Source organism: Stenotrophomonas sp. PI_27 (genome assembly GCF_027854495.1).
Taxonomy (GTDB): Bacteria; Pseudomonadota; Gammaproteobacteria; order Xanthomonadales; family Xanthomonadaceae; genus Stenotrophomonas; species Stenotrophomonas pavanii.
The window spans coordinates 42705-64878 of sequence record NZ_JAJNOF010000005.1 but is presented as its reverse complement, the minus strand read 5'-3'; the positions used below and the strand labels follow the sequence as shown (position 1 = coordinate 64878).

Here is a 22174-nt window from a genome sequence, read left to right as displayed (position 1 = left end):
CTCAGCCCTGCTGCTCGCGGTACCAGTGCTCGATGAGCCCACGCGAAATCGAGATCGGCGGCGACAGGCGGATCCCCTCGCCGTCATCTTCCACATCACGGGCCAGCGCAGCGCCAACCTCGTCGGCACTGAACCAGCGCGCATCCTCCAGCTCGCCATCCACGGTCGGCAGGTCGTCCAGTGCCTGCGCACGGAAGCCGACCATCAGCGCGCCGGGGAACGGCCATGGTTGCGATCCGAGATACTGACAGGCGGTTACCCGCACCTTGCTCTCCTCATGGACTTCGCGCACCACGGTCTGCTCGAAGGTCTCGCCGGGTTCGACGAAGCCGGCCAGGACCGAGTAACGACGGGGGGCCCAGTTCGACTGCCGGCCCAGCAACAACCGCCCCTGGTTTTCCACCGCGACAATCACGGCCGGATCGACGCGGGGGTAATGTTCGGTGGAACACTGCGCGCAACGGCCGACGAAGCCGCCCCGGGCGAATGCCACGGCACCGCCGCACACACCGCAGAAGCGGGTGCGCGAGTGCCAGTAGGACATGCCGCGGGCATAGCTGAAGGCGGTCGCGTCAGCCGTCGACCACAGCAAGGCCGCCTGGCGCAGATCAAGGCGTCTGGGTGCGCTCACCGTGACATTGGCGGCTTCGACCGAGAACCACGCCTGTTCCCCACGCAGGCCAAGGAAGATCGCAGCACCGGGGCCACCACCGATGTCGGCGCCGGTCAGCGCCAACGGCTGGTCATCATCGCCGGTGAAGGCGCTGCCGTCCTGATCGAGGACGAGGATGCGCGCGCCCGGCCACAGGCGCGCCAATGCATCGGCATCCTCGCGCAGGGCATCGGCGCGCTCCAGGGGTTCGCCAACGAAGGCAAAACCGGAAAGCGGCGAAGGAGTATTGGGCATCCGCCAAGCGTGCCGCCAATCGAGGCGGGTGGCAAGGTCGGCACTGTGCGCAGTTTGCCCGTGTGGTCCACAGGCGCGGTCGCGGGCACCGCGCATCCACGCGTGGCGTGGATCTGCTACATGCTGAAGCTGCTGCCGCAGCCGCAGGTGGTCTTCGCGTTCGGGTTGCGGATCACGAACTGCGCACCGGTCAGGCTCTCGGTGTAATCCACCTCGGCCCCCATCAGGTACTGCAGGCTCAGCGGGTCGACCAGCAGGGTCACCCCGCTGGTCTGCACCGCCAGGTCGTCCTCGGCACGGTTCTCATCGAACTCGAACCCGTACTGGAAGCCCGAACAGCCACCGCCCTCGATGTACACGCGCAGCGCCAGGTCGGGGTTGCCCTCTTCCTGGATCAGGGATTTGACCTTGGCGGCCGCCGACTCGGTGAAGTTCAGCGGACGCTCCAGTGACTGGTAATCGGGCGCGGCAACCGGGGTGGCGCCGGGCAGGGAGACTAGCGTACTCATGCTGCCAGCATGGGGGTGCCGGCGACGGCTTTCAAGCCATCGCCTCGGCCAGCTTGCGCCGCGCGGCGGTGTCGCCCTTGTCGCCCTTGGCCTCGTCGCCGTCCGGTGCCGGCAGCGCCGCGACCGGTGCGCTGGCATGGATCAGGCGGCCGTTCAGCTGGGCCCCCGCATTCATTTCCACCACCTGGTAATGGACATTGCCATTGACCCGTGCGCTCGGGGTCAGTTCGACCTTCTCGGTGGCATGCACGTCGCCGTCCAGGCGGCCGCTGATGACCACCACCTGCGCGCGGATCTCGCCCTCGATCACGCCATGCTCGGCAACCGTCAGGGTTGCACCACTGGCGCCTTCGCTGGCAATCACCTTGCCGTGGATGCGGCCTTCCACATACAGCCCCCCACTGAATTCCACGTCACCGCGGATCACCACCTGGTTGCCGATCAGGGCATCCACCACCAGCTGGCCGTCACGGTTGGATTTGCTGCTTCCGAACATCTGCCTACTCCCCTTTGCTGGCCGGCGCACCGGCCTGTTTCCAGTCGAATACCTGGGTGGTACCCCCCGTACCACTCCCCAATGTCACCCGCACGCGTTGCGGGGTGAAGTCAGCCGGCAGCATCACGCTGCCGGTGAGCTGCTGGAAGTACCGGAACGAGTAATCCTGTCCCGGCACCTTGCTGCGCTGGTGCAGATCATCCCAGCTGATCGTGGCCAGCTTGCCGTTCTTCACGCCTTCCACGGTGAAGCGCATCTGCCCCTGGCTGATGGCACCGCGGTTGAGGTTCTGGGTCAGCACGGCGGTGTACTGCCAGGTGCCGGCCGCCTCCGGGCTGAACTCGATCGAATGGGTGTTCAGGCCCTTGCGCTGGCTGGTCGAGCCGACCAGTCGCTCGTAGAAGGCGACATCGGCGCGCAGCCCGGCGATTTCCTCATCGCGTTCGGCCAGCGAGGACTGCACCTCGGTGTTGGCGGCGCGGCTGATGCGGTCGGAGGCTTCCAGCGTGGCCTGCTTCTGGCGCAGCTCGGTCAACTGCGCCTGCAGCGTCTCGGCACGCTTCTCGGCGGCCTGCAGGCGCTGGCCCTGGGCATCGCGCGGGGTGGCCATCCAGCAGCCGCCAAGCACCGCCAGCACCAGGCTGAGCAGCCAGATGCCGCCGATCACCAGCAGGCGGCGACGGTCGGCAGGCGGTTGCGGCGCGCCGGGCAGGCGGACCTGCACGCGCATGGGAGGACGGTTGGTCATGGGTGGTTTCCGGGGTATCGCGAGGGCGACACCGGTACGGCCCCTGTGGCAAACGACGGGTTAGTGTATGACAGGACGAGGGGGTTTCCTGCGCCCTGGCCGGCCACGGTCTGTGGCGTTCAGGCACGCCATCGTCGATAGTGTGGCCCCCTGCACAGTTCCGTCGCCGGAGCACCGCCATGACCGAAGCCCACCTGTTCGTGATCGGCATCCTGCTGGCCTGGCTGGCCGGAATCCGCGTCTACCTCACCGTGTTCGGCGTCGGCCTGGCCGGCCTGCTCGGCTGGGTCGAGCTGCCGCCCGCCCTGCAGGCCACCGAATCCTGGTGGGTGCTGGGCACGTCGGCAGCACTGGCCATCGCCGAGTTCTTCGCCGACAAGATTCCCGGCGTGGACTCGGTCTGGGACCTGGTGCAGACGCTCGCACGCGTGCCGGCCGGCGCGTTCCTCGCAGCGGCCACCCTGTCGCCCGACGGTCAGCTCGGCGCCGGCGCACTCGCCGCCGGTGCCGGCGTCGCCCTGGCCAGCCACGGCCTGAAGGCCGGCACCCGCGCCCTGCTCAACACCTCACCGGAACCGGCCAGCAACTGGGTGGCCTCCGCTGCCGAAGACACCGTGGTGGTCGGCGGGCTGGCACTGGCGTTGGCGCATCCGTGGATCGCCCTGGTGGTGGTGCTGGCCTGCAGCCTGGCCGGCGCACTGCTGGTGTGGCTGGTCTGGCGCGCACTGTGGAAGGGCGTGCGCTGGCTGGCGCGCGGTGCATCCGCATCAGCCCCCGGGCACACCGGCAGCGGCTGAGCACCGGGCTTGTCGCATAATGGACGCGAACACCAGGAGCACCGATGGCCGCAAACGAATCCCCCGCGGGCGCCCGCCCGGGACGCGCTGAAACCCCTCCGGCCGATCATTGGCAACGCTGGACGCCGGAGGCGGCGCCGCCTGCGGTTGCCGCACCGATGGCTGCGGCCCCGCCCGCCGTGGCGGCCGATGTGCCTGCCCCGGCCAACGGCGCACCGCCGCCGCTGCCCGGTCCGATCACCGCGGCCGAAGCCGGCAACAACGATCTTGCCCCACCGTCATCGGACTCGCCCTACCGCGTGCTGATCGTCGAAGACGATCGTGCGCAGGCCCTGTTCGCGCAGAGCGTGCTGCACGGCGCCGGCATGCAGGCGATCGTGCACAGCGACGCCGATGGCGCGCTGCAGGCGATCAAGGAACACCGCCCCGACCTGATCCTGATGGATCTGCACCTGCCCGGGCTGGATGGCATGCGGCTGACCGCACTGATCCGCCAGCAGCCCGGCCTGCAGCTGCTGCCGATCGTGTTCCTCAGCGGTGATCCGGATCCGGAGCGCCAGTTCGAGGTACTCGACAGCGGCGCCGACGATTACCTGAGCAAGCCGATCCGGCCCCGCCACCTGATCGCCGCGGTGGCCAACCGCATCCGCCGCGCACGCGCCCAGGCGGCGACCCTGCCTGGTGCCAGCGGCGCACCGGCCACCAGCAATCCGGAAACCGGCCTGCCGACGCGCCATCACGTGCTGCAGCAGCTCAACACCGCACTTGCCCACCGCGACCGCGGCGGCGTGTTCTTCGTCGAAGTGGCCAGCGCGCTGGGCCTGCGCGAGCGCTATGGCTATGCCGCGTTTGAACGGCTGATGGTGCAGGCCGGGCAGCGCCTGGCCGAGGCCGGGCATCCGCACCTGCTGGCCCGCCTGAACGACAACAGTTTCCTGCTGCTGGCCCGCAACGCCGACGAGGACGCGCTGGAGGGCATCGCCGCTTCCCTGCGCGAGCAGCTGTCGGCACGCGCCTTCGTGATCCGCGACGACGAATCGGTGCACCTGCGCGGCGTGGTCGGCTATGCCCCCCTGTCACCGGGCTTCGAGGATGCCAACAGTGCGCTGGAGGCGGTCGAGCGCACCACCCTGCAGGCCCGCCTGCTCAGTGCCGGCGTGGCGGGCCATGTGCATCGCCAGGCGGTCACCGAACAGGAGCATCTGGCCCTGCTGGAAGGCCAGCTGGAACTGGCCTACCAGCCGATCGTCGCCGTCGCCGGTGGCAACACCGCGCAGTACCAGCTGCTGCTGCGCCTGCGCCAGGCCGATGGCACGGTGCTGGCCGCCGGCCAGGTGATCCCGGCGGCGGAAGCAGCGGGCCGCATCGCCGACCTGGACCAGCAGGTCATGGACCACGCGCTGGGGCTGCTGGATCTGTACCGACACGCGACGCAGCCGCTGAACCTGTTCGTCTCGCAGTCGCTGCGCACCCTGCAGCGCGATGCCTTCGCCGACTGGCTGCTGGAATCGCTGCAGCAGCGCGACCTGCCCGGCGCAGCGCTGGTGATCGACGTGCGCTTGCCCGATGCGCTGATCCACACCGTGCCGCTGCAGCAGTTCTGCCAGCGCATGGCCAGTGCCGGGGTGCGCTTCTGCCTGAGCCAGTTCGAACCCGGCGGCGACGCCGACGCCCTGCTGACCCAGCTGCCGCTGTCGTTCGTGCGCATGGCCGCGCGCTTCTCCAGCAGCCATTCCAACCCCGCCACGCGCGAGGAACTGCGCAAGGCGATCGAACAGGCGCATGCCGCCGGACTGAAGATCATCGGCCAGCAGATCGAGGATCCGCAGGCGGCCGCGGCGATGTGGGTCGGCGGCGTGGACTACATCCAGGGCAACATGGTGCAGTCGGCCGGCAGCGACCTGAACTTCGACTTCCACAACGCGGTGCTCTGACGTGCCGCTGTGGGGCGTGCTGCTGGTTGCCCTCGCTGCAGCCGCCCCGGCGCTGGTGGTGGGCCTGCGCCTGCGCGCGCGCGCCCAGGCACTGGCCCAGCTGCGGCGCGCCCACGACGCGCTCGCCGCCGAGCGCGACCAGCTGCGCCGCACCACCGAACGCCAGGGCCAGCTGGAGCAGCAGCTGCTGCAGGCCAAGCAGGCCGCCGAAGCGGCTGCGCTGGCCAAGGGCGAGTTCCTGGCCACGATGAGCCACGAGATCCGCACCCCGCTCAATGGCATCCTGCCGATGCTGGAGCTGATCGCGCGCGGGCCGCTGGGCGAAGACCAGCGACAGATGCTGGCCACTGCCTCGGCCAGCTCGCAGCAGCTGCTGCGCATCGTCGACGACATCCTCGATTACTCACGGCTGGAGGCACAGGCGCTGGAACTGGAGATCACCAGTTTCAACCTGCGCGATCTGCTCGATGGCGTCGTCCAGCTGATGCAGCGCGCGGCCGATGCCAAGGGCCTGGCCCTGGCCCTGCAGCTTGATCCATCGGTGCGCCTGCCGGTGCGCGGCGACCCGGTACGCCTGCGCCAGGTCCTGAGCAACCTGCTGGCCAACGCGATCAAGTTCACCGCGCGCGGCCACGTGCAGCTGCGCGTGCTGCGCCTGGGCGAAGGCGCCGCACAGCACCAGCTGCGCTTCGAGGTCATCGATACCGGCATCGGCATCGATGAAGCCCTGCAGGCGCGCCTGTTCCAGTCCTTCAGCCAGGCCGACGCCTCGACCACCCGCATCTATGGCGGCACCGGCCTGGGCCTGGCCATCTGCAAACGCATCATCGACCTGATGCACGGCCGCATCGGCGTGCAGTCCACGCCCGGCCAGGGTGCTACGTTCTGGTTCGAGATTCCGCTGCTGAAGGTGCCGGGCGACCTGCCCGCGATGTCGCGGGCGCCGGCCCCGCTGCTGCTGTTCAGTGCCGACGCGCCGCTGCAGGCCCGCATCGGGCGCATCGCGGCCCACCATGGGCTGCAGGTACAGGTGCTGTCGCAGCTGGACGCCGTGGTCGAACGCCTGCGCGCGGCGCCACGGCCCGGACAACCGGCACCGGCCTGGCTGCTGGTCGACGCGCGCGCGCGCCGCAGCGGCGAGGCGACGCTGCAGCAGGCACTGGCCGAGCGCGGTGACGACGACACACTGCAGGTGCTCTGGCTGCAGGATGACGCACCGGCGCAACGACCGCGCCAGCGCCAGCTGCCCACGCACTTCGACGATGCCGCCGTGCATGCGCTGCTGGCTGCACCGGTCACCCCTGCGCGCCCCGCAGCACTGCTGGCCAACGCGGACGACGCGCAACCGGTGGCCTCGCTGCCGCCGCTGCATCTGCGCGTGCTGCTGGTGGAGGACAACACGGTCAACCGGATGGTGGCCGAGCAGCTGCTGCGCGTGTTCCAGTGCGAGGTCCGCAATGCGGCCGATGGCGAGCAGGCACTGCTTGCCCTGCGCCAGGGTGAGGTGGACGTCGTATTGATGGATTGCCAGATGCCGGTGCTGGACGGCTACGCCGCCACGCGCCACTGGCGTGCCGAAGAAGCAGAAACCGGTCGTGCGCGACTGCCGATCATCGCAATGACCGCCAACGCCATGGCCGGCGACCGCGAGCGCTGCCTGCAGGCGGGGATGGACGATTACCTGTCCAAGCCGATCGACCGCGCCATGCTGCACGCGCTGCTGCAGCGCTGGGGTCGCCGGAACGCGGCCTCGTTGCCGCTGCCTTCCGTAGAGCCGGCGGCAGCGGCAGGCGCGGCTGCCAACGTCGCTGGCGACGGCCTGGAACAGGCGCCCCAAGGCGATGACGGCCCGGTCGGCACGACGCCGCAACCGGTCCTCGACCGCGGGGTGCTGGACGAACTGCGCGCGGTGATCGGCGACGCTGCGACCCAGATCGTTACGGTCTTTCTGGAAGATGCACCGGTCATGGTGCAGCAGCTGCAGCAGGCCGCGCAGGCCGGTGATGAGCCGCGCCTGCAGGCGCTCGCGCACAGCCTGAAATCATCGAGCGCGAACGTGGGCGCGCTGTCGCTGTCGGCGGTTGCGCAGCGAATCGAGCACGAAGCCCGGAGTGGCAGCCTGCAGCGCCCCGCGGTCGCGGTGGCGCTGCTGGTGGCCGAATTCGCCCGCGCACGGGTGGCGCTGACCGGCTACCTGGCACAGCATCGCGCCGGCCAGTCCGGCTGATTCACTCTTCCAGCTTGCTCAGCAGGTACTTCGGCTCACCGATGCGCTCGATCAGGTCGAGCTGGGTTTCCAGCCAGTCGATGTGCTCTTCTTCCGAATCGAGAATCTTCACGAACAGCTGGCGGCTGACGTAGTCGCCGACCGAATCGGCATGGGCGACGGCCTCGCGCAGGGTGACCACGCCATCGCGTTCCAGTGACAGGTCGCACTGCAGGATCTCGGTCGGGTTTTCGCCGATGCGCAGCTTACCCAGCGCCTGGAAGTTCGGCAGGCCTTCGAGGAACAGGATGCGGTCGGCGAGCATGTCGGCATGCTTCATCTCGTCGATCGATTCCTTGTACTCGTGTTCGGCCAGTTCCTTGATGCCCCAGTTCTTCAGCATCTTGGCGTGCAGGAAGTACTGGTTGATCGCGGTCAACTCGTTGTAGAGGACCTTGTTGAGGAATTCGATGACCTTGGTGTCGCCCTTCATGGGGATGCTCCTGCACGCTGAAAACGCAGGCACTTTAACGCCTTGCGTATCGGGGTGAAGGAACGCGAATCGTGCGCATTGGCCTGCGCGGCCGCGCGTGAAGGATGCGAAAGCGCTGCGCCGCGAAAGAACCGCTCAGGCGACCTGTGCCAGGCCGAGGACCGGCAGCGGCAGGTCATGGGTCGCGCGCGCCTTGGCCAGCAGATCACCGGCCATGTCCAGGCAGGAACCGCAGGTGGCACCACATCCGGTACGCATGGTCAGTTCGGCCACCGTACTGACGCCATGGCTGGCGGCTTCGCGGATCTGGTGGTCGGTGACTCCGTTGCAGATGCAGACGTACACAGGCGGGAACCGGGCTGGCAGGCCAGGAGCGGCCTGTTGGCTATTCCAATGGAAACGAGAATGGTTGTCAATCAGAGACCTGAACCATTCTCGATACCGTTCAGGCTGTCAGCTCGCCGGACCGTCGCCGGTGGCCTTCTTCGGCCAATAGCCCCGGGTTCGGGGGCGCTTGCGCGGCCGGTCGTGGCCGGCGGTGTGGCCGGGCATCCAGGCCTCGGCCGCGCTCTTGGGCATGGCGGTGACGCCCGGCCCGGCCACCCCGCGCGCCAACGGCGCCAGGTGTCGCAATGCGCGCGCATAGACCCCGCGCTTGAACATCACCACGTGCTCCACCGGGTACCAGAAATCGACCCAGCGCCAGTGGTCGAACTCGGGCGAGTCGGTGTGGTCCAGCTTCACGTGGGATTCGTCGCCGGTCAGGCGCAGCAGGAACCAGACCTGCTTCTGGCCGATGCAGACCTGCCGCTCGTTGCGGCGGATGGCCCGTGCCGGCAGCTTGTAGCGCAGCCAGCCGGGTGTCGCCCCGAGCACTTCCACATGCTCAGGCAGCAGGCCGGTCTCTTCCTGCAGTTCACGATACATGGCCTCGACAGGCGTCTCGTCGGTATTCATGCCGCCCTGCGGGAACTGCCAACCATCCCGGCGCACGCGTCGTGCCCAGAACACCTGGCCGTCCTGCCGCATCAGCACGATGCCGACGTTCGGTCGATAGCCGTCCGGATCGATCACGATGCGGACTCCTAAAAAATCTACTGGTCGGGACTATCCCACGCCGTCTGTCGGCCCACAAGCACGGCACAAAAGTGTTGACAGGGGCCATACACATCCGCAGAATAGCGGGCTCACCAAGGCTATGTAGCTCAGCCGGTTAGAGCACAGCACTCATAATGCTGGGGTCGGTGGTTCGAGTCCACCCATAGCCACCACACTGAAATTCAAGTTGTTTTTCAGCGTGAAGAGTGAGAAAATAGTTGCACGTTTTGCCCCGTCGCCAAGCGGTAAGGCACCTGACTCTGACTCAGGCATTCGGTGGTTCGAATCCATCCGGGGCAGCCAAATTAAAAGCAAAAGGCCAGATCGAAAGATCTGGCCTTTTGCTTTTAACTTGGTCGCGCATTCCACCTTATCCCCGCGCCTGTCGGCGCACCCCCTTGAACATCAAGGGGGCTCTCCTCCAGAGAGAGGCCCGGGGCGGATCCTTTTCCAAAGGAAAGGGCTCTGACCCCACCCCTTCCGAGATGCGCAACCATGGGTAGTGCCGGCCGCTGGCCGGCAACCCGGAAATGCATCCTCCCGAAACGACAAAAGCCCGGCCGAAGCCGGGCTTTTGCTTTTCCATCCAGCGGGCCCCCGAAGGGGCCCAACCAGGCGCGGTGGATCAGCGCTTGGAGAACTGGGTGGCGCGGCGGGCCTTGTGCAGACCGACCTTCTTACGCTCGACCTCACGGGCGTCGCGGGTCATGAAGCCAGCCTTGCGCAGCTCGGACTTCAGGCTTTCGTCGTACTCGACCAGCGCACGGGCGATGCCCAGGCGGATCGCACCGGCCTGGCCGGTGGTGCCGCCGCCAGCGGCGGTGACCAGGATGTCGAAGCTCTCGGTGTTCTTGGTCAGCTCGAGCGGCTGGCGCACGATCATGCGCGCGGTCTCACGACCGAAGAACTCGTCCAGCGGACGGCCATTGACGGTGATGTTGCCCGAACCCTTGCGCAGGAACACGCGAGCGGTGGAGGACTTGCGGCGGCCAGTGCCGTAGTTTTGAGTGATAGCCATGATTAGATATCCAGAACCTGCGGCTGCTGTGCGGCGTGCGGATGCTCAGTGCCGGCGTAGACCTTGAGCTTGCGGTACATCTGGCGACCCAGCGGGCCCTTCGGCAGCATGCCCTTCACGGCGATCTCGATCACGCGCTCCGGGTGGCGCTCCAGCGCCTGGGCCAGGGATTCGGTCTTCAGGTTGCCGATGTAACCGGTGAAACGGTGATACATCTTGTCCTGCAGCTTCTTGCCGGTGACGGCAATCTTTTCTGCATTGATGACGACCAGGTAGTCGCCGGTATCAACGTGCGGGGTGTAGACCGGCTTGTGCTTGCCACGCAGACGGCGGGCCAGCTCGGTGGCGAGACGGCCCAGGGTCTTGCCCTCGGCGTCGACGAGGTACCAGTCGCGCTGGACGGTCTCGTTCTTGGCAGTGAAAGTGCTCATGAAGAACTCTAGGTTAGGTCGGGCTCATTGCGGCGAAGGACTCGCCGGAACTCTGCCACGCGTTGTGAAAGGTGAAGCGCAAGAGGCGGGATTGTACGCAGATCACGCCCGCGATGCAAGCCGGCCCCGCCGCGGGTTGGCAGGGGGACGGGGCCGGGCGAGAATCGACGGGTCTTCCGCCCCGCCGCGTACCGCCATGACCGTGCTCCGCCAGACCACCCCGCTGGACCACCTGCTGACCGAGGCGCAGCGCGCCCTGGACACCGTGTTCGGCAACCCGCCGGCGGCCCGTCCCTACCCCGCCACGGACACCGGCGAGCCCGGCATGGATCGCGCCGAGCGCCGCCACGCGGCTGGCCTGATGCGGATCAACCACGTGGGCGAGGTCTGCGCGCAGGGCCTGTATTTCGGCCAGGCCGCCGTGGCCCGTGACCCGGCCACGCGTGACCACCTGCTGGAAGCGGCCCAGGAAGAAACCGACCACCTGGCCTGGTGCGCCACCCGGCTGGCCGAACTGGACAGCCGTCCCAGCCTGTTCAACCCCCTGTGGTACGCCGGCAGCTACACCATCGGCACCCTGGCCGGGCTGCGTGGCGACGGCTGGAACCTGGGCTTCGTGGTCGAGACCGAGCGCCAGGTGGAAGCCCATCTGGACGAGCACCTGGTCGACCTGCCGGCCGGCGACCTGCGCAGCCGCGCGGTCATCCAGGTGATGAAGGAAGACGAGGCGCGCCATGCGGAGCATGCCGAGCAGGCCGGCGCACGCCGCCTGCCGTTCCCGATCCCCGGCGCGATGGCCCTGGCCTCCAGGGTGATGAAGACCATTGCCTACCGGCTGTAGCCGCGACACGCGGTCGGCTGTGACCGACCGGTCGTGCCTGCCGGCCAGCGGCCGGCACGATCGATCAGTTCGGCGAGACCAGCTTCAGGCCGATCACGCCGGCCACGATCAGTCCCACGCAGGCCAGGCGGGCCGGCGACGCACTGTCGTTGAACAGGTAGATGCCCAGCACCGCCACGCCCATGGCTCCGATGCCGGTCCAGATCGCGTAGGCGGTGCCGACCGGGATGCTCTTCATCGCCTGGCTCATCAGGTACAGGCTGATCAGGGCCGACACCACCGTGGCAACGGTGGGCAGGGGTTTGCTGAAACCTTCCGAGTACTTCATTCCGAGGGCGAAACCGATCTCGAACAGGCCGGCCAGCAGCAGGTAGATCCAGGGCATGGGTGGGGGCTCCTTACCTTTCTTGGGAAAACAAAACGGCCCGGTGTTTTCACACCGGGCCGTGGGTCGGTACATCACCGTGGAACAATATCGCAGGTGCGACACCAGTTCCACGGGGCGGGTCGTCCCGCCTGGGGCGGCGATGCCTGCAGGCATCGCGCATGGGCTTACTCGGACAGGTTCCGGCCGTGGAACAGCTCTTCGATCTCGCGCTTGAGCAGCGCTTCGATCTTCATGCGCTCCTTGAACGACAGGTTCTTGGCCTTCTCCTCGAACAGGTACTGATCCAGGTCGAAGTCCTTCAGGTGCATCTTCGTGTGGAAGATGTTCTCCTGGTAGACGTTGACGTCGAACATCTCGTAACGCGACTTGATGTTCTTGGCCAGGAAGTTCTGGATCGAGTTGATCTTGTGGTCGATGAAGTGCTTCTTGCCCTTCACATCGCGGGTGAAGCCACGGACGCGGTAATCCATGATCACGATGTCCGACTCAAGGCTCTCGATCAGGTAGTTCAGGGCCTTCAGCGGGGAAATGACGCCACAGGTGGCTACGTCGATGTCCGCGCGGAACGTCGCGATGCCTTCCTGCGGATGGGTTTCCGGGTAGGTATGGACAGTGATGTGGCTCTTGTCCATGTGCGCGACCACCGCGTCGGAGATCAGCTCCTTGCCGGCCAGCTTCTTGTCGATCACCGGTTCTTCGGAGATCAGGATGGTCACCGAGGCACCCTGCGGGTCGTAGTCCTGGCGGGCCACGTTCAGGATGTTGGCACCGATGATCTCGGCGACATCGGTCAAGATTTGAGTCAGCCTGTCGGCGTTGTACTCTTCATCGATGTATTCAATGTAACGCTGACGCTCCTCTTCGGTGCGCGCGTAACACACGTCATAGATGTTGAAGCTCAGCGCCTTGGTGAGGTTGTTGAAACCCTGCAGCCTCAGGCGAGGCAACGGCTTGACCACGGCGGTCGATTCCTGTGTAAGAAGGGAAAGGGGGAATTATGGGGCAAACTGCCCCCGGGGGGAACGTGAAGACGCAAGAGTTCTGGCACACTGTTTGCCCTTAACAATTGCGCTGGTTAAGCTCCGCTATCGACCCCGTGAATCCGTTCATGCGCAGAGGGAGCGCCCCTATCGTGTCAACCGTGCGCCTAGCTAGCAGTCCACTGGCCCTGGATATCGCCACAATCGATCGTTTCCTGGCGCACAGCCACAGGCGGCGATATCCCACCCGTACCGACGTCTTCCGACCCGGTGACCCGGCGGGAACCCTGTATTACGTCATCAGCGGCTCGGTTTCGATCATGGCCGAGGAAGATGACGACCGCGAGCTTGTGCTGGGCTACTTCGGTGCCGGCGAGTTCGTCGGCGAGATGGGCCTGTTCGTTGAATCGGACCGCCGCGAGGTGATCCTGCGGACCCGCACCGCCTGCGAGCTGGCTGAAATCAGCTACGAGCGCCTGCATCAGCTGTTCCTCGGCCCGCTGTCGGCCGATGCCCCGCGCCTGCTGTACGCGCTGGGCCAGCAGATCTCCAAGCGCCTGCTCGACACCAGCCGCAAGGCCAGCCGACTGGCATTCCTGGACGTCACCGACCGGATCGTGCGCACCCTGCACGACCTGGCGCAGGAACCGGAAGCAATGAGCCACCCGCAGGGCAGCCAGCTGCGCGTCTCGCGCCAGGAACTGGCGCGCCTGGTCGGCTGCTCGCGCGAAATGGCCGGCCGCGTGCTGAAGAAGCTGCAGACCGACGGCCTGCTGCATGCCCGCGGCAAGACCGTGGTGCTGTACGGCACCCGTTGACCGTTGAGCACCCGGTGGGTGCGGACCTTGGTCCGCACTCCTTCGCGCGCTAGGCTCGGGACATGGAGCTGAGCAGCGAATTCTGGTGGTTCATCCTCATCGGCCTGGGCGCACAGCTGGTCGACGGTGCGCTGGGCATGGCCTTCGGCCTGGTGTCCTCGTCGGTGATGCTGAGCATGGGCCTGCCGCCGGCGCAGGTCAGCGCGAGCATCCACACCGCCGAAGTGTTCACCACTGGTGCCTCGGGTGTGTCGCACCTCGCAGCCGGAAATGTCGATAAACGCCTGTTCCTGCGCCTGGCCCTGCCTGGCGCGGTGGGCGGTGCCGTGGGCGCGTACGTGCTCACGCAGATTCCGGGCGAGATCATCCGGCCACTGATCTACCTGTACCTGCTGGTGCTGGCGATCATCATCCTGGCCCGCGCGGCCGGACGCTGGATGCCCAAGGGCGAGATCCGCCGGGTACCGGTGCTGGGCTTCTTCGCGGGCCTGCTCGACGCCAGCGGCGGTGGCGGCTGGGGGCCGATCGCCACGTCCACCCTGCTCGCCCGTGGTGGCCAGGCGCGTACCACGATCGGTACGGTCAATGCAGCGGAGTTCGTGGTCACGCTGACGGTGTCGGCGACCTTCCTGCTGTCGATGGGGGTGCAGCACCTGCAGATCGTCGCCGGCCTGCTGATCGGCGGCATGATGGCCGCGCCGGTGGCGGCCATCCTGGTCAAGCGGGTGCAAGAGCGCTGGGTGCTGGTGGCCGTCGGCGTGCTGGTGCTGGGGATCAGCCTGTTCCAGGTCGGGCACGCGGTGTACGGGTACCTGGGGCATTGAGCGTTTGCCGGCCAGCGGCCGGCACAACCGCGACGGAGGAGGGTAGTGCCGGCCGCTGGCCGGCAGATCCGTCATCGTGCGATGGGGTCAGGCCCCCGACGGGATCTGGCCCCGGGCTACGCCTTGTCGCCGCCCCGGTCCACGCAACCCCAGTTGAGGATGCGGGTGCCGGCCGGCAGCACGCGGCGGAAGAACGCCACCCGGCCCGGCTTCGGGTTCACCACCACCGGCGCCTTGGCCGCCAGCAGCAGCGGCAGGTCGGCGGTACTGTCGGAATAGGCGATATCGATGTCGCCATAGCCGCGCTCGCGCAGCATGCGCATCTTTTCTTCGTTGTGGCAGTGTCGGGTCGGGCCGACGCCGCCCAGCCGCGGGCCGACCTCGGTGCCGATCACCGGCACGTCCTGATGGGCCACGAAGGCCAGGATGGCGCGTGCCAGTTCCGGCGGCGCGCCGGTGGCGACCACCACGCGGTCGCCCTTGGCACGGTGCGCGGCGAACACCTCCAGCGCCTGCGGCAGCAGCTTGGCGCGCATCTGCGCCTGGTTGCGCAGCACGTAGGCGTCGATCACCTTGTTGAAGTCGCGGGCACGGTGCAGGCCGAAGCTGCCGATCCACACATAGACCGAGATGCCCGCACGGCGGGTCGGCAGCATCGCCACCATCGGCCCGGCGATCGGCGTGACCAGCAGCGCCGCCAGCATGCGCAACGGGTTGCGCTTGATCAGCGAGGCGAACAGGTGGGTGCCCGAATCGCCGTCGTAGAGAGTGTGGTCGAAGTCGAAGACCACCAGCGGCGCATCCTCGCGCGGCGTTGGATAGTGCGTTGTCATGCCGCGAAGAATAGCTGACGCAGGCCCTCGCCCGGCTCTTCCACGCGCATGAAGGCCTCGCCGACCAGGAAGGCATGGATCCCGGCATCGCGCATCAGCGCGACATCCTGCGGGCCGAGGATGCCGCTCTCGGTGACCAGCAGGCGGTCACGCGGCACGGCCTGCTGCATGTCCAGCGTGGTCTGCAGCGACACCTCGAACGTGCGCAGGTTGCGGTTGTTGATGCCGATCATCGGCGCCGGCACCTGCAGGGCGCGCTCCAGTTCATCGATGTCGTGCACTTCCACCAGCACGTCCATGCCCAGCGACAACGCCAGTTCGGACAACGTGGCCAGCTGGGTGTCGTCCAGCGCGGCCACGATCAGCAGGATGCAGTCGGCGCCCAGCACGCGTGCCTCGTACACCTGGTAGGCGTCGATCACGAAGTCCTTGCGCAGCACCGGCAGCGTGCAGGCCTCGCGCGCCTGCTGCAGGTAGGCGTCGGCGCCCTGGAAGAAATCCACGTCGGTCAGCACCGACAGGCAGCTGGCACCGCCGAACTCGTAGCTGACGGCGATGTCGGCCGGGCGGAAGTCCGGGCGGATGACGCCCTTGGACGGGCTGGCCTTCTTCACCTCGGCGATCACCGCCGGGTCGCCGTTGGCCACCGCCGCCTGCAACGCGCGCACGAAGCCACGTACCGGCGGGGCGCTGGCCACGGCGGCCTGCAGCGCCTCGAGCGGGCGCTGGGCGCGGCGCTGGGCCACTTCTTCGGCCTTGCGGGCCAGGATCGTCTGCAGGATGTCGCTCATCGTCTTCGGGTCGGTGCGGGGGGCGGTGAGGACGGCCATTATCGGCCATCGACGGGGTCAGGCTGAACCGCGCGCTCAGGCAACCAGCGCGCGGGTGGTTTCCACGTACTGCTGCAGGCGCTGGCGGGCGCTGCCGTTGGCAATGGCGGCACGGGCGCGGGCCAGGCCATCGCCGATGTCGCTGGCCACGCCGGCCACGTACAGGGCGGCGCCGGCATTCAACGCAACGATGTCCAGCGCCGGGCCGGACGCATTGTCCAGCACGGCGCGCAGCATCTGGATGGACTGCTCCGGGCCGTCCACGCGCAGGTTGCGGCTGGCCGACATGGCGATGCCGAAGTCCTCCGGGTGGATCTCGTACTCACGCACCTTGCCGTCGCGCAGCTCGCCGACCAGGGTGCCGGCGCCCAGCGAGATCTCGTCCATGTTGTCGCGGCCCCAGACCACCATGGCGCGCTCGGTGCCCAGCTCGCGCAGCACGCGGGCCTGGATGCCCACCAGATCGGGATGGAACACGCCCATCAGTACCGACGGCGCGCTGGCCGGATTGGTCAGCGGGCCAAGGATGTTGAAGATGGTGCGCACGCCCATTTCGCGGCGTACCGGCGCGACCACCTTCATCGAGGGGTGATGGATCGGCGCGAACATGAAGCCGATGCCGGTCCGGTCGATGGCGGCGGCCACCTGGTCCGGCTGCAGTTCGATCACCGCGCCCAGCGCTTCCAGCGCGTCGGCACTGCCGGACTTGGAAGACACGCTGCGGTTGCCGTGCTTGGCCACGCGCGCACCGGCGGCAGCGGCCACGAACATCGAGCAGGTGGAGATGTTGAAGGTGTGCGAGCCATCGCCACCGGTACCGACGATATCAACCAGGTTGGAGGTATCGGCCACCGGCACTGGCCGGGCGAATTCACGCATCACGGTGGCCGCCGCGGCGATCTCGTCCACAGTCTCCTTCTTCACGCGCAGGCCGGTGAGGATCGCCGCGGTCATCATCGGCGACACGTCGCCGCGCATGATCTGCCGCATCAGGTCGACCATTTCGTCGAAGAAGATTTCGCGGTGCTCGATGGTGCGATGCAGGGCTTCCTGGGGGGAGAAGCTCATGGGAATGCTCCTTGGATCAGGCCGCCGGACGCTGCAGGAAATTGCGCAGCAGCGCGTGGCCGTGTTCGGTGAGGATGGATTCGGGATGGAACTGCACGCCTTCCACCGGGAACTGGCGGTGGCGCAGGCCCATGATCTCTTCGATCGAGCCGTCCTCGTTCTCGGTCCAGGCGGTCACTTCCAGCACATCGGGCAGGCTGTTCTTGTCCACCACCAGCGAGTGGTAGCGGGTGGCCTGGTAGCGGTCGGGCAGGCCGGCGAACACGCCCTTGCCTTCATGGCGGATCGGCGAGGTCTTGCCGTGCATGATGTTGCCGGCACGGATGACGGTGCCGCCGTAGACCTGGCCGATGCCCTGATGGCCCAGGCACACGCCGAGGATCGGCGTGGTCGGGCCCAGGCGCTGGATCAATTCCAGCGACACGCCCGCTTCGTTGGGCGTGCACGGGCCAGGCGAGATGACGATGCGCTCGGGTTTCTGCGCGGCGATCTCATCCACGCTCATCGCATCATTGCGCACCACCTTCACTTCGGCGCCCAGCGTCTGCAGGTACTGCACGAGGTTGTAGGTGAAGCTGTCGTAGTTGTCGATCATCCACAACATGGTCAGGTTCCGTCGCTTATCAGGAAAATGGCGTATACGTTTTCGGTGTAGGTGATGGGGCCGGCTTCAACGGATTCGGGCTCAGCGGGCGCAGGCGCCGAGGCGGGCGCGTAGCTGCCGGTCACCGAGATCCTGTCGAGATCCCCGCCGTCTTCGCCCGGCTGCGGCCATTGCCCGGCCTGGATGCCGTAGGCGAAGTTCGGCGCCACGTCGGAGATGCTGTACAGACCGCGCAGCCGCGTGCCGTAGGCCTTGGCCAGGCCCTGCGCGGACTGGCGGGTCTGGGCTGCGGCCTCGCCCTTGAGTTCGCGCCGCAACGCCGCTTCGCCCGAGTAGGTCGGCGCCATGCTGCTGACCTGCACGTTCTCGTTGGCCTTCAACGCACCCAGGACGTCCTGCATCGCCTTCACGCTGGCAAAGCTGGCGCGCAGCTGGCGCGACACGCGGGTACCGATGAAGACCTGCCGGTTCTGCTCGTAGCGCGTCGCCGGGCCGATCCGCAGGTTGTCCGCACGCACGCTGCCCTCCACCGCCTTGTGCTGCTTGAACAGCGCCAGCACGCGGGCCACGTTGCCCTGCACGCGGCGGCGCGCCGCATCGGCATCCATGTCGGTCTCTTCGATGTTCAACTGCAGGCCGAACCGGTCCGGCATCACCGTGCGGGTGCCCTGCCCCTTCACCAGCAGGTGCGGCTGCGAGGGGATGGTATTGGCCTGCGCCCACGCAGACGGGGCCATCGTGGCCAGCAGCGACGACCACAGCAATGCGCTCAGCAGCTTCATGCGGTACTCCTTGTCTTGAATGGGAACAGCAGGAGGTGCCGCGGCGCAGGCCACGGCACGGGGAGGCTCACAGGCCCTTGGCAGCCTGGGCGACGGCACGGAACAGCGCGCGGCCCTTGTTCATCGTCTCGTCCCATTCCTTGTCCGGGTCCGAGTCGTAGACGATGCCGGCACCGGCCTGCACGTACAGGCGGCCATCCTTGATCACCGCGGTGCGGATCGCGATCGCGGTATCGGCATCGCCGTGCCAGCCGATGTAGCCGATGCTGCCGGCGTAGACATTGCGCTTGATCGGTTCCAGCTCGCGGATCACTTCCAGCGCGCGGATCTTCGGCGCGCCGCTGACCGTGCCGGCCGGGAAGGTGGCACGCAGCACGTCGGCATAGCTCAGCCCCGGCTGCAGCTGCCCGGTGACTTCGCTGACGATGTGCATGACGTGGCTGTAGCGTTCGATCACGAACTGCTCGCCCACTTCCACGGTACCGGCCCGGGACACGCGCCCGGCATCGTTGCGGCCGAGGTCGATCAGCATCAGGTGCTCGGCGCGTTCCTTCGGGTCGGCCAGCAGCTCGGCTTCCAGCGCCAGGTCCTGCTCGACGGTGGCACCGCGCGGACGGGTGCCGGCAATCGGCCGCACGGTGACTTCGCCATCCTGCAGACGCACCAGGATTTCCGGCGAGGAACCAACCACCTGCAGGTCGCCAACATCGAGGAAGTACATGTACGGCGACGGATTCAATGCACGCAGCGCACGGTACACATCCACCGGGCGCGCCTTGAACGGCACGCTCAGGCGCTGGCTCAGCACCACCTGGAAGATGTCGCCGGCGCGGATGTATTCCTTGCTGCGCTGGACCGCATCGACGAACCCTTCGCGGGTAAACCCGGAGACGAAATCCGATTCGTCCAGCACGTCGCTGTTGAGCGGCGCCGGATAGCCGGCACCCGGTGCACGCAGCTTCGCCGTCAGGGCATCCAGGCGCGCCTGGGCCTGTTCGAAGGCACCGTCGACGCGCGGGTCGGCGTGCACGATCAGGTACAGCCGGCCCTTCAGATTGTCGAACACCGCCAGCTCGTTGGAGTCCAGCAGCAGGATGTCCGGGGTGCCCAGTTCATCGCGGCCCGCCGGCGAGGCCAGGCGCGGCTCGATGTAGCCAATGCACTCGAAACCGAACCAGCCGACCAGGCCACCGGTGAAGCCCGGCAGGCCGTCCAGCTTCGGCACCGAGTGGGCGCTGCGTAGCGCCTCGACTTCGGCAAACGGGTCGGCCACCTCGCGGGTGTCCACCACCTGGCCGTCTTCGCGCACGGTCAGCGTGTGGCCATGGAAGGCGTACACGCGCCGCGCCGGCAGCCCGATGATCGAGTAACGACCAAAGCGCTCGCCGCCTTCGACGGATTCAAACAGGTAGGTATTGGGGCCGTCGGCGAGCTTCAGATAGACCGAGAGCGGCGTGTCCAGGTCGGACAGCACTTCACGGACGACGGGAATATGGGTGTGGCCTTCAGCGGCCTGCTGCTGAAACTGAGCGTGCGAGTTCAAGACGACTTTCCTTCCGGGACACAGCGTTATGGGGGCGGACGACGGCAACGGGCCACCATCGCCACCAACGGCGTGCGGAAGAAAGGGTATGCGGGGTCGTCAGGCTGGACACCCCTTGACTGTATCGCAGCTTGGTCGGCAGGGGAACCCTGGGAAACTGAACCACGGGACGGGCGGGGCCGGCCACGGGAACCGACGACGCGGACCGGTAGAGTCGACTGTTGGTCGACTTGTGCGCGTCGCGCGGGGTTTTATGCCCTCGGAACGAAAAGCAGTCGACTGACAGTCGACTCTACCCCCCCTGCCCCGCCAGCAACGGGCAACCGACCGGCAGGTGCATCCGCACCCTGCCCGGCACGCACGCGATGCGGAACTGGCGCGCCTGCACCGGCTCGCCGTCCAGGTTGAGCGTCAGCGGCCGCTCGGCTTGCACCTGCAGCCACGGCAGCCTCGCGCGCGTGGCCAATTGTTCGAGTGCGGCCTGCGTGCCCGACTTCAGCATCTGGCCGAGGGTCGCGGTGACCTCCCCTTCCAGCTCTGGCAGCACGGTGACATCCAGCAGCCCGTCGTCGATCAGGGCCTGCGGGCACAGCTGCTGGCCACCGCCGGCCTGGCGGCCATTGCCGATGCCGAGCGCGATGAAGTCGCCTTCCCAAGCGAAATCCGGGCCGGACAGGCGCGCGGTGATCGGCTCGATGCGGCCCAGCTTGGCGATGCCGGTGATCACGTAGGCCAGCCCACCCAGCATCTTCTTCAAGCCGGCATCGGTCTCCACCGTCACCTGCGTGCCGAAGCCACCACTGGCGAGGTTGGCGCACCACCAGGGCGTGCCATCGGCATCCACGCGCAACAGGTCGATGGCATGCGGCGGTGCCTGGCCGATCAGGGCGAAGGCCTCCTGGGGCCCGGTCGGGATGCCGGCAGCCGTGGCGAAATCGTTGGCGGTCCCCATCGGGATCAGCGCCAGCGAAGGCAGCGCCTGCGCCGGTTCATCGCGATGGGCCAGGGTTTCGGCCACCGCACTGAGCGTGCCGTCGCCACCGGCGGCCACGATCACGTCCACGCCATGGTCGATGGCTTCGGCAACGTAGCGCTCGGCGTCACCGTCCTCCCAGGTCACCCGTACGTCCAGCTGCACGCCCTGCCCGCGCCAGTGGCCGACGGCATCGCGCAGCTCCTCGTTGCCAGCGGATTTTCCATTGAGGATCAGGCGCCAGCGCGGGGTGGTCATGCAGAGCTTCCAGGAGAGGGGGGGCACAGGCTAGCAATCGCGCGTTCGCTGCCAGTGAACGCCAACGCTTGGGAGCCGTAGATCCACGCCATGCGTGGATGATGGTGCAGGGGAGCCGACGCGGCACCGCAACCGCGATGTCATGCAGATGTCATTGCCGGCCCGGAGAATGGAAGTCCATAGCAGGGACGACGGATGGAGGCAGGATCAGCCTCCCACGCATGCAGCGAAGCCACGCCCGTGATGGGCGTGGCTTTTTTTTGCCCGGCCGTAGATCCACGCCGTGCGTGGATGCACGTCATCTCACCCGTTGGCGAAATCGTGCAGCGCCTGGCCCTGCAGCCGGTACACGGTCCACTCGTCCTGCGGCTTCGCGCCGGCAGCGGTGTAGAACGCGATGGCCGGGGTGTTCCAGTCCAGCACCGACCACTCGAAGCGGCCGCAGCCTTCGGCCACGGCCTGGCGGGCGATGTACTTCAGCAGCGCCTTGCCAGCGCCCGCGCCACGCTTTTCCTGGCTGACATACAGGTCTTCCAGGTAGATGCCCTTGCGGCCCAGCCAGGTCGAGTAGTTGTAGAAATACACGGCGTAACCGATGGCCTCGCCACCGGCTTCGCAGATCAGGGCGCGCGCCGTGGCATCGGGTCCGAACAGGCTCTCGGCGATGCCGATCTCATCGGTCTGCACCGAGTGCTCGGCCTTCTCGTAAATGGCCAGCTCGCGGATGAAATGCAGGATCAGACCGGCATCGGCCACGGTGGCCGGGCGGATGTTCAACACGGCCACCGTGCTCAT

The 22174-nt window shown here is 67.3% G+C and carries 25 protein-coding genes and 2 tRNA genes; 8 read left to right on the top strand and 19 right to left on the bottom strand.

From position 1 onward, the window contains the following. Nucleotide 1 precedes the first annotated feature (1 nt). The 4 genes from nudC to LRM18_RS07995 form a co-directional block, all read right to left on the bottom strand. Entirely contained in the window at nt 2–907 is a 906-nt protein-coding gene (gene nudC / locus LRM18_RS08010) for an NAD(+) diphosphatase (RefSeq protein WP_049467998.1), read from the bottom strand. Nucleotides 908–1023: 116 nt separating this feature from the next. Next, on the bottom strand, nt 1024–1416 hold the full coding sequence (gene erpA / locus LRM18_RS08005; RefSeq protein WP_005419789.1) for an iron-sulfur cluster insertion protein ErpA: 393 nt from the start codon (nt 1414–1416) through the stop codon (nt 1024–1026). Nucleotides 1417–1447: 31 nt separating this feature from the next. Continuing rightward, the gene (locus LRM18_RS08000) at nt 1448–1912 is read right to left on the bottom strand and encodes a polymer-forming cytoskeletal protein (RefSeq protein ID WP_049467999.1); all 465 of its coding nucleotides are present in this window, start codon (nt 1910–1912) and stop codon (nt 1448–1450) included. 4 nt (nt 1913–1916) lie between these two features. Further along, nucleotides 1917–2660, bottom strand: coding sequence for a DUF6776 family protein (locus LRM18_RS07995; protein ID WP_005411304.1), 744 nt, complete (start codon nt 2658–2660; stop codon nt 1917–1919). A gap of 179 nt (nt 2661–2839) precedes the next feature. On the opposite strand from LRM18_RS07995, the gene LRM18_RS07990 reads away from it, so the two are divergent. The 3 genes from LRM18_RS07990 to LRM18_RS07980 are packed head-to-tail and all read left to right on the top strand — an operon-like array spanning nt 2840 to nt 7618. Further along, entirely contained in the window at nt 2840–3457 is a 618-nt protein-coding gene (locus LRM18_RS07990) for a DUF4126 domain-containing protein (protein ID WP_053461578.1), read from the top strand. Between the two features lie 44 nt (nt 3458–3501). Continuing rightward, nucleotides 3502–5391, top strand: coding sequence for an EAL domain-containing protein (locus LRM18_RS07985; RefSeq protein WP_270953319.1), 1890 nt, complete (start codon nt 3502–3504; stop codon nt 5389–5391). A 1-nt stretch (nt 5392) separates the two neighbouring features. After that, a complete protein-coding gene (locus LRM18_RS07980; protein ID WP_270953317.1) occupies nt 5393–7618 on the top strand; it encodes a hybrid sensor histidine kinase/response regulator in 2226 nt (741 codons plus the stop codon). A gap of 1 nt (nt 7619) precedes the next feature. Here LRM18_RS07980 and bfr read toward each other — a convergent pair whose 3' ends face one another. The 3 genes from bfr to LRM18_RS07965 all read right to left on the bottom strand — a co-directional run bounded on the left by bfr (nt 7620) and on the right by LRM18_RS07965 (nt 9164). Further along, complete coding sequence (gene bfr / locus LRM18_RS07975; protein WP_033833577.1) at nt 7620–8090, bottom strand: bacterioferritin; 471 nt, start codon at nt 8088–8090, stop codon at nt 7620–7622. A gap of 135 nt (nt 8091–8225) precedes the next feature. Further along, nucleotides 8226–8435 carry a bacterioferritin-associated ferredoxin gene (locus tag LRM18_RS07970; protein WP_005411309.1) on the bottom strand — a complete coding sequence of 70 codons (210 nt, stop codon included), beginning with the start codon at nt 8433–8435 and terminating at the stop codon, nt 8226–8228. A gap of 108 nt (nt 8436–8543) precedes the next feature. Further along, entirely contained in the window at nt 8544–9164 is a 621-nt protein-coding gene (locus tag LRM18_RS07965; protein ID WP_033833578.1) for an RNA pyrophosphohydrolase, read from the bottom strand. A 120-nt stretch (nt 9165–9284) separates the two neighbouring features. Here LRM18_RS07965 and LRM18_RS07960 point away from each other — a divergent pair. After that, nucleotides 9285–9361: transfer RNA gene (locus LRM18_RS07960), tRNA-Met, on the top strand. A gap of 55 nt (nt 9362–9416) precedes the next feature. After that, nucleotides 9417–9491, top strand: a tRNA-Gln gene (locus tag LRM18_RS07955). A 322-nt stretch (nt 9492–9813) separates the two neighbouring features. Here the strand turns inward: LRM18_RS07955 and rpsI are convergent. Further along, nucleotides 9814–10206 carry a 30S ribosomal protein S9 gene (gene rpsI, locus LRM18_RS07950; protein ID WP_019661502.1) on the bottom strand — a complete coding sequence of 131 codons (393 nt, stop codon included), beginning with the start codon at nt 10204–10206 and terminating at the stop codon, nt 9814–9816. Between the two features lie 2 nt (nt 10207–10208). Then, entirely contained in the window at nt 10209–10637 is a 429-nt protein-coding gene (rplM, locus tag LRM18_RS07945) for a 50S ribosomal protein L13 (protein WP_005414692.1), read from the bottom strand. A gap of 196 nt (nt 10638–10833) precedes the next feature. Between rplM and coq7 the strand changes: the two genes are divergently transcribed. Then, nucleotides 10834–11478 (top strand): 2-polyprenyl-3-methyl-6-methoxy-1,4-benzoquinone monooxygenase, encoded by a 645-nt coding sequence (coq7, locus tag LRM18_RS07940; RefSeq protein ID WP_057494323.1) that lies wholly within the window; start codon nt 10834–10836, stop codon nt 11476–11478. A 64-nt stretch (nt 11479–11542) separates the two neighbouring features. On the opposite strand, the gene sugE is transcribed toward coq7, so the two are convergent. Together sugE and speD are read right to left on the bottom strand one after the other, a co-directional pair. Further along, nucleotides 11543–11863, bottom strand: coding sequence for a quaternary ammonium compound efflux SMR transporter SugE (gene sugE, locus LRM18_RS07935; protein ID WP_005419816.1), 321 nt, complete (start codon nt 11861–11863; stop codon nt 11543–11545). A 167-nt stretch (nt 11864–12030) separates the two neighbouring features. Beyond that, the gene (speD, locus tag LRM18_RS07930; RefSeq protein WP_005411315.1) at nt 12031–12825 is read right to left on the bottom strand and encodes an adenosylmethionine decarboxylase; all 795 of its coding nucleotides are present in this window, start codon (nt 12823–12825) and stop codon (nt 12031–12033) included. A 149-nt stretch (nt 12826–12974) separates the two neighbouring features. Between speD and crp the strand changes: the two genes are divergently transcribed. After that, complete coding sequence (gene crp / locus LRM18_RS07925) at nt 12975–13664, top strand: cAMP-activated global transcriptional regulator CRP (protein ID WP_010482649.1); 690 nt, start codon at nt 12975–12977, stop codon at nt 13662–13664. Between the two features lie 62 nt (nt 13665–13726). Beyond that, complete coding sequence (locus LRM18_RS07920) at nt 13727–14488, top strand: sulfite exporter TauE/SafE family protein (protein ID WP_049468009.1); 762 nt, start codon at nt 13727–13729, stop codon at nt 14486–14488. A 116-nt stretch (nt 14489–14604) separates the two neighbouring features. Here the strand turns inward: LRM18_RS07920 and LRM18_RS07915 are convergent, their stop codons facing one another. From LRM18_RS07915 to LRM18_RS07880, 8 genes are all read right to left on the bottom strand, one after another. Beyond that, nucleotides 14605–15321 (bottom strand): haloacid dehalogenase-like hydrolase, encoded by a 717-nt coding sequence (locus LRM18_RS07915; RefSeq protein WP_005419826.1) that lies wholly within the window; start codon nt 15319–15321, stop codon nt 14605–14607. Continuing rightward, nucleotides 15318–16112, bottom strand: a complete 795-nt coding sequence (trpC, locus tag LRM18_RS07910) for an indole-3-glycerol phosphate synthase TrpC (RefSeq protein ID WP_049432395.1) — start codon at nt 16110–16112, stop codon at nt 15318–15320. The genes LRM18_RS07915 and trpC overlap by 4 nt, the downstream gene beginning before the upstream one ends. A 75-nt stretch (nt 16113–16187) precedes the next feature. Further along, complete coding sequence (gene trpD, locus LRM18_RS07905; RefSeq protein ID WP_064239389.1) at nt 16188–17219, bottom strand: anthranilate phosphoribosyltransferase; 1032 nt, start codon at nt 17217–17219, stop codon at nt 16188–16190. A gap of 16 nt (nt 17220–17235) precedes the next feature. Beyond that, complete coding sequence (locus tag LRM18_RS07900; protein WP_049468013.1) at nt 17236–17823, bottom strand: aminodeoxychorismate/anthranilate synthase component II; 588 nt, start codon at nt 17821–17823, stop codon at nt 17236–17238. A 2-nt stretch (nt 17824–17825) separates the two neighbouring features. Next, nucleotides 17826–18605 carry an SIMPL domain-containing protein gene (locus LRM18_RS07895; protein ID WP_049468014.1) on the bottom strand — a complete coding sequence of 260 codons (780 nt, stop codon included), beginning with the start codon at nt 18603–18605 and terminating at the stop codon, nt 17826–17828. A 67-nt stretch (nt 18606–18672) separates the two neighbouring features. Then, nucleotides 18673–20148 (bottom strand): anthranilate synthase component I, encoded by a 1476-nt coding sequence (gene trpE / locus LRM18_RS07890; RefSeq protein ID WP_206631753.1) that lies wholly within the window; start codon nt 20146–20148, stop codon nt 18673–18675. Between the two features lie 292 nt (nt 20149–20440). Then, on the bottom strand, nt 20441–21379 hold the full coding sequence (yegS, locus tag LRM18_RS07885) for a lipid kinase YegS (RefSeq protein ID WP_270953269.1): 939 nt from the start codon (nt 21377–21379) through the stop codon (nt 20441–20443). A gap of 303 nt (nt 21380–21682) precedes the next feature. Beyond that, nucleotides 21683–22165, bottom strand: coding sequence for a GNAT family N-acetyltransferase (locus LRM18_RS07880; RefSeq protein ID WP_049468075.1), 483 nt, complete (start codon nt 22163–22165; stop codon nt 21683–21685). Nucleotides 22166–22174 lie beyond the last annotated feature (9 nt).

What these genes read in the sequence shown, in the direction of transcription:
- nudC (WP_049467998.1), bottom strand. Translation starts at nt 907, where the DNA reads ATGCCCAATACTCCTTCGCCGCTTTCCGGTTTTGCCTTCGTTGGCGAA.
- erpA (WP_005419789.1), bottom strand. Translation starts at nt 1,416, where the DNA reads ATGAGTACGCTAGTCTCCCTGCCCGGCGCCACCCCGGTTGCCGCGCCC.
- LRM18_RS08000 (WP_049467999.1), bottom strand. Translation starts at nt 1,912, where the DNA reads ATGTTCGGAAGCAGCAAATCCAACCGTGACGGCCAGCTGGTGGTGGAT.
- LRM18_RS07995 (WP_005411304.1), bottom strand. Translation starts at nt 2,660, where the DNA reads ATGACCAACCGTCCTCCCATGCGCGTGCAGGTCCGCCTGCCCGGCGCG.
- LRM18_RS07990 (WP_053461578.1), top strand. Translation starts at nt 2,840, where the DNA reads ATGACCGAAGCCCACCTGTTCGTGATCGGCATCCTGCTGGCCTGGCTG.
- LRM18_RS07985 (WP_270953319.1), top strand. Translation starts at nt 3,502, where the DNA reads ATGGCCGCAAACGAATCCCCCGCGGGCGCCCGCCCGGGACGCGCTGAA.
- bfr (WP_033833577.1), bottom strand. Translation starts at nt 8,090, where the DNA reads ATGAAGGGCGACACCAAGGTCATCGAATTCCTCAACAAGGTCCTCTAC.
- rpsI (WP_019661502.1), bottom strand. Translation starts at nt 10,206, where the DNA reads ATGGCTATCACTCAAAACTACGGCACTGGCCGCCGCAAGTCCTCCACC.
- rplM (WP_005414692.1), bottom strand. Translation starts at nt 10,637, where the DNA reads ATGAGCACTTTCACTGCCAAGAACGAGACCGTCCAGCGCGACTGGTAC.
- coq7 (WP_057494323.1), top strand. Translation starts at nt 10,834, where the DNA reads ATGACCGTGCTCCGCCAGACCACCCCGCTGGACCACCTGCTGACCGAG.
- sugE (WP_005419816.1), bottom strand. Translation starts at nt 11,863, where the DNA reads ATGCCCTGGATCTACCTGCTGCTGGCCGGCCTGTTCGAGATCGGTTTC.
- crp (WP_010482649.1), top strand. Translation starts at nt 12,975, where the DNA reads ATGCGCAGAGGGAGCGCCCCTATCGTGTCAACCGTGCGCCTAGCTAGC.
- LRM18_RS07920 (WP_049468009.1), top strand. Translation starts at nt 13,727, where the DNA reads ATGGAGCTGAGCAGCGAATTCTGGTGGTTCATCCTCATCGGCCTGGGC.
- LRM18_RS07915 (WP_005419826.1), bottom strand. Translation starts at nt 15,321, where the DNA reads ATGACAACGCACTATCCAACGCCGCGCGAGGATGCGCCGCTGGTGGTC.
- trpC (WP_049432395.1), bottom strand. Translation starts at nt 16,112, where the DNA reads ATGAGCGACATCCTGCAGACGATCCTGGCCCGCAAGGCCGAAGAAGTG.
- trpD (WP_064239389.1), bottom strand. Translation starts at nt 17,219, where the DNA reads ATGAGCTTCTCCCCCCAGGAAGCCCTGCATCGCACCATCGAGCACCGC.
- LRM18_RS07900 (WP_049468013.1), bottom strand. Translation starts at nt 17,823, where the DNA reads ATGTTGTGGATGATCGACAACTACGACAGCTTCACCTACAACCTCGTG.
- LRM18_RS07895 (WP_049468014.1), bottom strand. Translation starts at nt 18,605, where the DNA reads ATGAAGCTGCTGAGCGCATTGCTGTGGTCGTCGCTGCTGGCCACGATG.
- yegS (WP_270953269.1), bottom strand. Translation starts at nt 21,379, where the DNA reads ATGACCACCCCGCGCTGGCGCCTGATCCTCAATGGAAAATCCGCTGGC.